Source organism: Yoonia sp. SDW83-1 (assembly GCF_046762885.1).
Lineage (GTDB): Bacteria > Pseudomonadota > Alphaproteobacteria > Rhodobacterales > Rhodobacteraceae > Yoonia.
This window is the reverse complement of sequence record NZ_JBKQXO010000013.1, coordinates 116,779-126,794: the sequence shown is the minus strand read 5'-3', so window position 1 is coordinate 126,794 and position 10,016 is coordinate 116,779. Positions and strand designations below refer to the sequence as shown.

Here is a 10,016-nt window from a genome sequence, read left to right as displayed (position 1 = left end):
TGTCACGTTGATATAGCGGGTCCGATAGACATTGATCCCTAACGTATCCGCCGCGCGCGGATGCTCCCCGACGGCGCGAGCGCGCAGGCCAAGCCTGGTATGGAAGAGATAGTAGGTGGCCACCGCCACCATGATCAACGCCCCATAGACAAAGATGTTCTGATTGAAAAACATTGGCCCGATTACGGGGATGTCGCCCAAAATGGGAATTTTGACGGATCGGAAGACCGGGGCGTTGTTGAGCGACCGGTATTCTGCAAACACCTGTGAGCTGACATAGGATGTGAAGCCAAGGACGAAGAGGTTGATCACGACACCCGCGATGATCTGGTCCATCCGATAGGTGACAACCAGTGCCGCAAGGATGAAACCGAAGACACCGCCAACAGCGATGGCTGCCGCCAGCCCGCCGAAACCGCCGATCAGTGACCCGACGAGCGCCCCGGTGAACGCGCCGGCAAGCAGCATGCCTTCGATGGCGATATTGACCACTGCCACTCGTTCAGACAGGACGCCCGCCAGCCCACCAAGGGCGATTGGGACGGCGCGCACCATCGTCGCCTGCAACATGCCGGTCAGCGAAAACGCCTTGCCCGCGGTGGCCCAGACGAGAAACGCTGCAACAGCGATGGCCAGACCGATACCAAGTGACAGGGAAGTCCATTTTGTGCCGCCATGCAGGAATTGCCGGACACCGAGAAACGCAAGGATCGTTGCGGCAACACAGATAAAGGGACCGCCCGGCACGACAAGGTTTGGCACCGGGATTGCATCTGTTGGCCGGGACAGCCGGAACGTTGCATTGCCAGCTGCGTCAGGGGCAAAAAAGAGTGTAATCAGGATCGCGATGCCCAGCAGAATAAAGCCGGTAATCCTCGCCTGGCGTTGTTTGCCCGTGTCAATCTTTGTGCCTGCGGTTGCGCCGGTAATCACGGTCATGATCCGCCCTCCTTGTCGCGGCGAAAGCCCCAAGGGAAGATCGCCCGCACCAGCAATGGCGCTGCGATGAAGACGATGATCAACGCCTGAATGATCCCGATAAGGTCGATGGAAACGCCCGCATCGACCTGCATCTGGCGTCCGCCTGCCTCCAACGCGCCGAAAAGCAGCCCGGCGAACAAAACGCCGACCGGGTGCGACCGGCCTAGCAGGGCGACCGCGATAGCATCAAACCCGAGACCCGCGGAAAATCCCGGCGTTGCACGTCCTAGAACACCGAGCACCTGATTGGCTCCGGCCAGTCCGGCCAAGGCCCCTGCGGTCGCCATGGCGGCCACGATGATCACACTGGAATGGATGCCTGCAAACCGGGCCGCTTCGGCGTTTTCGCCACTGGCGCGGAATTCGAAACCCAGCTTGGACCTAAAGAGCAGCCAATAGACAATGGCCACTGCGATTAGCACCAGAAAGATGCCCGCGTGAACCCGCAAATTCGGATCGAGAAAGCTGAGCAATCGGGGCAGTTCGGCGGCCTCGGGCACCGATTTCGAGATCGGGTCGGCGCGCCCTTCCTTCTGGATCGCGGGCATGCGGAGCATGTAGTCAAGCAACCGGTAGGAGATCAGGTTGAGCATGATGGTCGAGATCACCTCATGCGCGCCGGTCGTGGCCTTCAGAAAGCCAGCAATTGACGCATACAGCGCTCCGGCCAGTGCCCCGGCCAATAATGACATGGGAAGTAGGATGAGGGTCGGTAGTCCCGCAAAGCTGAAGCCCGTGATGACCGCCGCGATACCACCCATCACGATCTGCCCCTCGGCCCCGATGTTGAACAACCCGGCCCGAAACCCCAGCGCAAGGCCCAGCCCGGCCAGCACCAGCGGCGCAGCTGCGGTAAGCGTTTCCGATATGGCGTTCAGAGAGCCGACCGACCCTTTCAGAAGCGCCAGGTAGGATAGACCAATCGTGCCCAGATCCACATTCGTCGCGAGCATGGCCGCAGCGCCAAGCAAAAGGGCGACGATGATGGCAAACAGTGGGACGACCACCAGATCTTCGATCTCGGTCCGGCCGATGACCTTTGCCTTCATCAGATCGTTCATCGACAGGTCGGTCATGCCGCTGCCCCCGCCATGGCCAACCCGATGGCCCCCTTGTCAACGGTCGCGGCCTCGTATTCAGCCACAACCCGGCCTTTGAACATCACGAGGATACGGTCGGACAGGGCCATGATCTCATCCAGTTCGGATGAGACGATCAGCACGCCGTCACCTTCTTCACGGGCTGCGATCAGGCGCTCGTGGATGTATTCGATGGAGCCGACATCGAGCCCGCGCGTGGGCTGACCTGCAATGACCAGCTTGGTGTCGCGGGACAATTCCCGCGCGACGACCAGTTTTTGCTGGTTGCCGCCGGACAGATGCCCCGCTGCTTCGAAAACGGACGGGGTGCGAATGTCGAAATCCTTCACATATCCCGCAGCTGTTTCGTTCACCTTTGGCCAATCGATCTGGGGTCCGCGCGAAAAGCGGTCATCGTAATAGGTGTCCAGCACCATATTTTCGGCCACGGTGAAATTCTTGATCATCCCGTTGGTCTGCCGATCCTCGGGGATATGCGCGATGCCCAGCCGGTGGCGTGCCCGCGCCGATGTGTGGGTGATATCCTGACCGTCGAACATCACCGTCCCGCTTGCCACCCGGCGCACGCCAGTCAGTGCCTCGATCAGGGCGGATTGCCCGTTGCCCTGCACACCTGCGATGCCAACCACTTCGCCGCTCCGCACCGTCAGGTCCAGCCGGTCGACAGCAATGTCGTCATTGTCGCGCAAGATTGTCAGATCGCGGGTTTCCAGCAATGTGGGACCAGGTTCGAAGGGCTGCTTTATCACTTCAAAACTGACGGGCCTGCCAACCATCATCTCCGCTAATTCCGGTCGCGTCAGGTCCTTGGGCAAACCACCCCCAACAATGCGCCCACTGCGGATCACGCTGATCCGGTCAGCGATTTCGAGGATCTCGTTGAGCTTGTGGGTAATGAAGACCAGCGCCTTGCCCGCATCGCGCAGCGATTTCACGATCTCGAAAAACTCATCCACCTCTTGCGGGGTCAAAACGGCGGTTGGCTCATCCAGGATCAGCACATCGGCGGACCGGAACAGCACTTTGATGATTTCGACCCGTTGCTGTGCGCCCACCGGCAGCGTTTCGATCAGTGCGTCAGGGTCAACATGAAGGCCATATTGATCATTGATTTCGCGGACCTGCGCACGGGCCGTATCAAGATCAAGATGATCAAGCCGACCCGTGGGTTCCACGCCCAAGACGACGTTTTCGGTCACAGTGAACACCGGCACCAGCATGAAATGCTGATGCACCATGCCTATCCCTGCGCGGATCGCGTCGCCGGGGCCATCAAATGTCACGGGCGTCCCGTCTATCAGGATTTCGCCAGCGGTGGGACTGTAAAGGCCGCAAAGCACGTTCATCAGCGTCGATTTGCCTGCCCCGTTTTCGCCAAGCAGACCTAGCACCTCCCCCGCTTTGATGGTCAGGTTGACGTTTTCATTCGCCGTAACGGGGCCAAAGCGTTTTGTGATGCCACGCAGTTCGATATTCATGGGTCTGTCTCCGCCGCGCGCCTACCGGCCGACCGGGATCGAGCCATCAATGATGCCCATGCGAATGGCATCCAGTTCGGCCTTAAGGTCATCGGGCACCGCGTCTGCAAGGTCATGAAACGGGGCAAGGCCGACACCGCCATTATCGAGCGAACCAACGAGCAAACCACCTTCGAATTGATCATTCATGGCCATTTCAATGACCTGCCGCACGGTTGCATCCATACGTTTGGTAATCGAGGTCAGGTACACATGACCTTTCTCCGGGTCGGTGAGGTAGAGGTCAGCGTCAACGCCGATGATCTTTAACCGGTCGGTGCCCAGCTCATCTGCCAATGCGGCTGACCCGAGGCCGACGGGCCCGGCAACAGGCAGCACGATATCCGCACCTTCATCATACAGATTTTGCGCATAGGCACGCCCATCATCCAGTGATTCAAAGTTGTTGGTGAACAGCCCTTCGCGTGTATCCGGGTCCCAGCCCAGCACAATCACGGATGTGCCCTTTTGCGCATTGTGGTAATCGACGCCCCACGAAAACCCGTCCATGAAGATGGTCACCGGCGGAATGTTGATCCCACCAAAGACCCCCAATACATCGGTCTGCGTCATCCCTGCCGCGAGGTATCCGGCCAGGAAAGCGGCTTCATCTGTCGAATAAACCTGACCAAGAACATTGGCGATAGGCGGATCGTAAGCGAAGTCCACAATCGAGAACTTCTGGTCGGGGTTCGCTTCGGCGGCCGTCTTGGTCGCATCCCCCAGCAGGAACCCGACCGTGATGATGACGTCGCAATCGCCTTCGATCAGAGAGTTGATATTGGCTTCGTAATCCGTCTCGGCCTGCGATTCCAGAAACCGGGCTTCGATACCGAAATCCGTCACTGCATCTTGCACGCCTTTCCACGCGGTCTGGTTGAAACTGTTGTCGTCGATACCGCCTGTGTCCGTAACTTGACAGGCTGTGAACGCTGTTGCGCTACCGGTCAACGCCATCACGACAGCGGCGGTCGCGCAAAGATATCTTTGTGAAAACAACTGGCTAAACATGACTTCCCCCCAAAGAGCCTTAGATCTCCGCCCAGCCTAGTGAATTGGAAAACGGGGCGGTTGAGGGAAATCAATCCTGACTTCGACGCGCCTTGGCGGTCGCGTCTGTTTCCAGGATTGCGTCGCCAATATTACACCTCAGTATTCGCCAGTGCATCGCCTAAGACGCCGACCGCAACGCGGATTGATATCGGTCAGTTCTACCATTGCTTTGCACCTTAGTATGGCGCCCGACGCAGCTTGTTGGGGAGGGCGGTCGATGGCCTACGACCAGATCAGGAAAAGTCCGGGGACCGGACCAGCATCCAACATGGCGGATTATGATCTAACCCGGGCGACGTTCAGTTGGGCTGAGGCACATAAATCGATTGATGGTCTAGATGATGGCAAGTTGAATATCGCGCATGAGGCGATTGACCGGCATGTGGCCGCGGGTCATGGCAGCCAGATCGCGCTGCGTTGGGTCGCCAAATCCGGCGTGCGCACTGATTTCACCTATCAGGACCTCCAGGACCGCACCAATCGCTTTGCCAATGTGCTGCGCGCGCGCGGGATCAATCGGGGCGACAAAGTCTATTCCCTTCTGGGTCGTGTGCCAGAGCTTTACATCGCCGCCTTGGGTACACTCAAAGCCGGGGCCGTTTTCTGCCCGCTCTTTTCCGCTTTCGGGCCTGAACCGATTCATTCGCGGATGGAGATCGGTGGTGCGAACGCTGTCATCACCTCGTCACGGCTCTATAAACGCAAGCTCAGAGGGATACGTGACAGCTTGCCAGAGTTGCGCGAGGTCTTCCTGATCGACGCCGATCAAGAAGGAACGACCCACCTTGCCCCCCTGATGGATGCCGCATCCGCCAGCTTCGATACCGAACCAATGGACCCCGAAGACACCGCGCTGCTGCATTTCACGTCCGGAACCACCGGCAAACCCAAAGGCGTTGTGCATGTGCACGAGGCCGTTGTCGCCCATCACACCACAGGCCGCTTCGCGCTCGATCTGCGACCCGGAGATGTCTACTGGTGCACGGCTGATCCAGGCTGGGTCACTGGCACCTCCTACGGGATCATCGCACCGCTGACAAACCGGGTGACGATGATCGTGGATGAGGCCGAATTCGATGTGAATCGCTGGTACGACATGCTGGAACGCGAGTCAGTTAACGTATGGTACACGGCCCCGACCGCGATCAGGATGCTGATGAAAGCGGGCAAGGAAGCCGCCCAATCGCGGGAATTCAAGGCACTTCGTTTCATGGCCAGCGTCGGCGAACCGCTAAACCCCGAAGCGGTCGTCTGGGGCAACGAAACTTTCGGTATGCCCTTCCATGACAATTGGTGGCAAACCGAAACCGGCGGCATCATGATCGCCAACTATGCCTGCATGGATGTCAAGCCCGGCTCCATGGGTAAACCGATGCCAGGGATCGACGCCGGGATTGTCGAAGTTACCGAAGACGGGGCGAAGGAACTGACCGAACCGCTTGCCATGGGCGAATTGGTCCTGCGGCCCGGCTGGCCCTCCATGATGCGCGGCTATCTGCATGAACAGGCGCGCTATGACAAATGCTTTGTGGACGGCTGGTATCTGAGTGGCGATCTGGCGATGCGTGATAGCGACGGGTATTTCTGGTTCGTCGGGCGCGGGAATGACCTGATCAAAAGCGCGGGCCACCTGATCGGCCCGTTCGAGGTGGAAAGCGCGCTGATGGAACATGCCGCAGTCGCCGAAGTTGGGGTGATCGGTGTGCCGGATGAAACGGCTGGCGAAATCGTCAAGGCCTATGTCGCCCTGAAGCCCGGCAACGCGCCATCCGATGACCTGATGCTGGAACTGATGGGCCACGCTCGCAAGCGCCTTGGCCCCGCGGTTGCACCCAAGGAAATAGTGTTCCGCGAAAACCTGCCCAAGACCCGCAGCGGAAAGATCATGCGGCGCCTTTTGAAAGCGCGCGAACTCGGCCTGCCGGAAGGCGATATCTCGACATTGGAGAGTGATGAAAAATGACCGTAACGGAACTCAAACCCCATCTCGACCAATCCCATGTCCGCGATCTGCTGAAATCGATGATCCGCATCCGCCGGTTCGAGGATAAATGCGCCGAACTATATACCCAACAGAAAATCCGGGGTTTCCTGCACCTCTATGACGGGGAAGAGGCGATTGCGTCGGGCATCATCCCGCTGCTGGAAGATAAGGACCGCGTTGTCGCGACCTACCGCGAACACGGGCATGCCTTGGCGCGGGGTGTCCCGATGGGGTCGATACTGGCCGAAATGTACGGCAAAGCTGAGGGCTGCGCGGGCGGGCGCGGCGGCTCCATGCATCTGTTCAGTCGCGACCACAATTTCTATGGCGGGAACGCTATTGTCGGAGGCGGTTTACCGATGGCCGTTGGTCTGGGTTTGGCTGACCACATGGAAAAGACCGGTGGTGTTACAGCTTGTTTCTTTGGTGAAGGGGCCGTCGCCGAGGGCGAATTTCACGAAAGCCTGAACCTTGCGGCCCTGTGGAACCTGCCGGTGCTCTTTGTCTGCGAAAACAACGGCTACGCGATGGGGTCGGCCCTTGCGCTCACGGAATCCGAGACCGAGATCAGCGTCAAGGCCCGCAGTTACGAGATCGAGGCTGAAACCGTCGACGGCATGGATATCGTCGCGGTCGAGGCCGCGGCGCGGCGCGCCCTGAAATACATCGGTGACACCGGGAAACCCTATTTCCTGGAATGCAAAACCTACCGCTTCCGCGCCCATTCCATGTTCGATGCACAGCTTTATCGGCCCAAGGACGAGGTGGAGCAATGGCGTGCTAAGGGTCCAATCGTAAGGTTCCAGAAATGGCTGGAAGATACCGGGCTGATCCATCCGGAACAGGTCGCTGAAATCATGGTGGAAGTAGACGCTGAAATCGCCGACGCTGTGGCCTTTGCCGAGGCAGGCACGGATGAACCCATTGAAAGCCTGACCAAGCACGTCGTTTCCGGTCAACGTCCGTCCCCACCGCAACCCGTCGCACCCGGCAACATGATCACGACCACCTATCGCGAGGCCATCAAGGGCGGGATTGTCGATGCGATGACCCGCGATGACGGTGTATTCCTGATGGGCGAAGATGTGGGCCATTACGGCGGCTGCTACGCGGTCAGCAAGGGGCTGCTGGACCAATTCGGTGCCGATCGTATCCGCGACACGCCGTTGTCGGAATCCGGGTTCACCGGCGCGGGGATCGGCGCGGCCATTGCGGGGATGCGCCCGATTGTCGAATTGATGACGGTCAATTTTTCGCTTCTTGCGCTTGACCAAATCCTCAACACAGCCGCCACGCTGCGGCACATGTCGAACAACCAATTCGGGGTGCCGGTTGTGATCCGCATGGCCACCGGTGCAGGCAAACAGCTTGCCGCCCAGCATTCGCACAGTCTGGAAGGCTGGTATGCTCACATCCCAGGCCTGCGAATCCTGACACCCGCGACGATGGAAGACGCGCGCGGCATGCTCTGGACCGCACTGCAGGATCCGGACCCGGTGCTGATCTTTGAAAACGTCATGCTTTACAACCGCGAAGGGGAACTGGCCGAAAATGCAGGGCCAGTTGACATCGACAAGGCCGCCGTGCGGCAGACCGGCGATGACATCACCCTCATTACCTATGGCGGGTCGCTGTTCAAAACACTGGATGCAGCCAAGGCGCTCGCTGGTGACGGTATCTCGGCGGAGGTCATCGATCTGCGCAGCCTCCGCCCGCTCGACATGACGACAATCATCGCGTCGGTCACCAAGGCCCACCGCGCCCTGATCGTCGACGAAGGCTGGAAAACCGGCAGTCTGGCTGCGGAAATCGGGATGCGGCTGGCAGAAGATGCATTCTTCGAACTCGACGCCCCGCTGGCGCGCGTCTGTAGTGAAGAGGTCCCCATCCCTTACCCGCAACACCTTGAACAGGCGGCCATTCCGCAGACGGACAAAATCGTCACTGCGGCGAAAGAATTGATGGCGGCCCGACCATGAGCCAGTTCCTGATGCCCTCACTCGGCGCCGATATGGAGGCCGGGACACTCGTCGAACAGCTGGTTCATCCCGGCGACCCCGTGAAACGCGGTGATATCATCGCCGCTGTCGAAACCCAGAAAGGTGCCATCGAAATCGAGGTTTTCGAGGATGGGATATTGCAGGAATGGCTGGTTGACCTTGGCACAAAGGTCCCCGTCGGCGCGCCGCTGGCCGTGGTCCAGACAGAGAGCGAGTCACAGACGAAAGCGGAGCCAGTGCCCAACGTCGTCGTCCCGAAAGAGGACATGATGGTCGTGGACTACGAGACACCAACCCAGCCCAAACCGCACGCAGCCCCACGGTCAGCCGACCGCCCCCGCATCACACCCGCCGCCCGCAGACGTGCCGCCCAACAAGGTATCGACCTTTCCAGTTTGCCATCAAAAGGTACGATATCGCTGGCAGATGTCGTGGCGATGGGAACCAAACCCAAACCCGCTCCGATGTCGGATATGCGCACGGCCATCGCCGCAGCAATGTCGCGATCCAAGCGTGAAATCCCGCATTACTACCTGTCCCATATGGTCGACCTGACGACTGCGGACGACTACGTTACCAAAACCAACACGGACCGCGCGCCAGAGGACCGGCTGCTATTGGGCGCTGTCTATGCCAAGGCCATTGCCAAGGCGCTAAAGAAATACGGCGAATTCAACGGGCACTTCACCGATGATGCTTTCCACCAAAGCGATGCGGTGCATCTGGGCCTCGCCATCAACATCCGTAGCGGTGGACTGGTTGCACCGGCCCTGTTCGATACAGACGACAAATCCCTTGATGATTTGATGCAAGCGATGCGCGATCTGGTTGAACGGGTCCGCGCAGGGCGCTTTCGGGCGCGTGAACTGTCCGATGCAACCATCACCCTGACCAGCCTTGGGGACCGTGGGGTCGATCAGCTATACGGCGTGATCTACCCGCCGCAGGTCGCCATCGTTGGGCTCGGTACGCCGCGGCTGCAACCGGCAATCCATGAAGGCGAAGTTACCGCTCGGCTCACCGCGACTTTGACGCTCGCCGCCGACCACCGTGTCAGCGACGGGCATCGCGGCGCGCTGTTTCTCAAAGCCATCGACAAATACCTGCAAAGGCCGGACACGCTATGACCAGACAAGAGATCGAAACCGCCATCAGCAAGGAACTGAACCGGATCGCCCCGGAAATTGACATGGATGACATCGATCGCGGCGAGGATCTGCGCGAAGAATTTGATATCGACTCGATGGATTTTCTCAATTTGGTCACAGCTCTCGGTAAGATATTCCGCGTCGAAATACCCGAGGCGGATTACGGTCAAATAGGCAGTTTCAACGCGCTGGCCGACTACATGGCAGGCAAAGTAGCTACATAAGCCTCATCG

Annotated in this window: 8 protein-coding genes; 4 read left to right on the top strand and 4 right to left on the bottom strand. The window is 59.1% G+C overall.

Annotated elements, in window-relative coordinates; genetic code table 11:
• From ACFWW4_RS17055 to ACFWW4_RS17040, 4 genes are all read right to left on the bottom strand, one after another.
• Positions 1 to 939 (bottom strand): ABC transporter permease (locus ACFWW4_RS17055; RefSeq protein ID WP_411891963.1); only part of this gene is annotated, 939 nt, incomplete at its 3' end.
• Positions 936 to 2,057, bottom strand: a complete 1,122-nt coding sequence (locus tag ACFWW4_RS17050; RefSeq protein ID WP_411891962.1) for an ABC transporter permease — start codon at positions 2,055 to 2,057, stop codon at positions 936 to 938. The genes ACFWW4_RS17050 and ACFWW4_RS17055, both read right to left, overlap by 4 nt.
• A complete protein-coding gene (locus tag ACFWW4_RS17045) occupies positions 2,054 to 3,559 on the bottom strand; it encodes an ABC transporter ATP-binding protein (protein WP_411891961.1) in 1,506 nt (501 codons plus the stop codon). The genes ACFWW4_RS17050 and ACFWW4_RS17045 overlap by 4 nt, the downstream gene beginning before the upstream one ends.
• Before the next feature lie 21 nt (positions 3,560 to 3,580).
• Positions 3,581 to 4,609, bottom strand: coding sequence for a BMP family lipoprotein (locus ACFWW4_RS17040; protein WP_411891960.1), 1,029 nt, complete (start codon positions 4,607 to 4,609; stop codon positions 3,581 to 3,583).
• 259 nt (positions 4,610 to 4,868) lie between these two features.
• Here ACFWW4_RS17040 and acsA point away from each other — a divergent pair, with 259 nt between their 5' ends.
• Genes acsA through ACFWW4_RS17020 form a run of 4 tightly spaced genes read left to right on the top strand, consistent with a single transcriptional unit; the run spans position 4,869 to position 10,007 of the window.
• Positions 4,869 to 6,614 carry an acetate--CoA ligase gene (gene acsA / locus ACFWW4_RS17035; protein WP_411891959.1) on the top strand — a complete coding sequence of 582 codons (1,746 nt, stop codon included), beginning with the start codon at positions 4,869 to 4,871 and terminating at the stop codon, positions 6,612 to 6,614.
• Positions 6,611 to 8,614: a pyruvate dehydrogenase (acetyl-transferring) E1 component subunit alpha gene (gene pdhA, locus ACFWW4_RS17030; RefSeq protein ID WP_411891958.1), complete on the top strand. Its 2,004-nt coding sequence runs from the start codon at positions 6,611 to 6,613 to the stop codon at positions 8,612 to 8,614. The genes acsA and pdhA overlap by 4 nt, the downstream gene beginning before the upstream one ends.
• Positions 8,611 to 9,762: a dihydrolipoamide acetyltransferase family protein gene (locus ACFWW4_RS17025; RefSeq protein ID WP_411891957.1), complete on the top strand. Its 1,152-nt coding sequence runs from the start codon at positions 8,611 to 8,613 to the stop codon at positions 9,760 to 9,762. The genes pdhA and ACFWW4_RS17025 overlap by 4 nt, the downstream gene beginning before the upstream one ends.
• Positions 9,759 to 10,007 carry an acyl carrier protein gene (locus tag ACFWW4_RS17020; protein WP_393928485.1) on the top strand — a complete coding sequence of 83 codons (249 nt, stop codon included), beginning with the start codon at positions 9,759 to 9,761 and terminating at the stop codon, positions 10,005 to 10,007. Before ACFWW4_RS17025 ends, ACFWW4_RS17020 begins: the two co-directional genes overlap by 4 nt.
• Positions 10,008 to 10,016 lie beyond the last annotated feature (9 nt).

Bases quoted from the DNA above. Each gene is read 5' to 3' on its own strand.
- ACFWW4_RS17050 (WP_411891962.1), bottom strand. From the start codon at position 2,057: ATGACCGACCTGTCGATGAACGATCTGATGAAGGCAAAGGTCATCGGC.
- ACFWW4_RS17045 (WP_411891961.1), bottom strand. From the start codon at position 3,559: ATGAATATCGAACTGCGTGGCATCACAAAACGCTTTGGCCCCGTTACG.
- ACFWW4_RS17040 (WP_411891960.1), bottom strand. From the start codon at position 4,609: ATGTTTAGCCAGTTGTTTTCACAAAGATATCTTTGCGCGACCGCCGCT.
- acsA (WP_411891959.1), top strand. From the start codon at position 4,869: ATGGCCTACGACCAGATCAGGAAAAGTCCGGGGACCGGACCAGCATCC.
- pdhA (WP_411891958.1), top strand. From the start codon at position 6,611: ATGACCGTAACGGAACTCAAACCCCATCTCGACCAATCCCATGTCCGC.
- ACFWW4_RS17025 (WP_411891957.1), top strand. From the start codon at position 8,611: ATGAGCCAGTTCCTGATGCCCTCACTCGGCGCCGATATGGAGGCCGGG.
- ACFWW4_RS17020 (WP_393928485.1), top strand. From the start codon at position 9,759: ATGACCAGACAAGAGATCGAAACCGCCATCAGCAAGGAACTGAACCGG.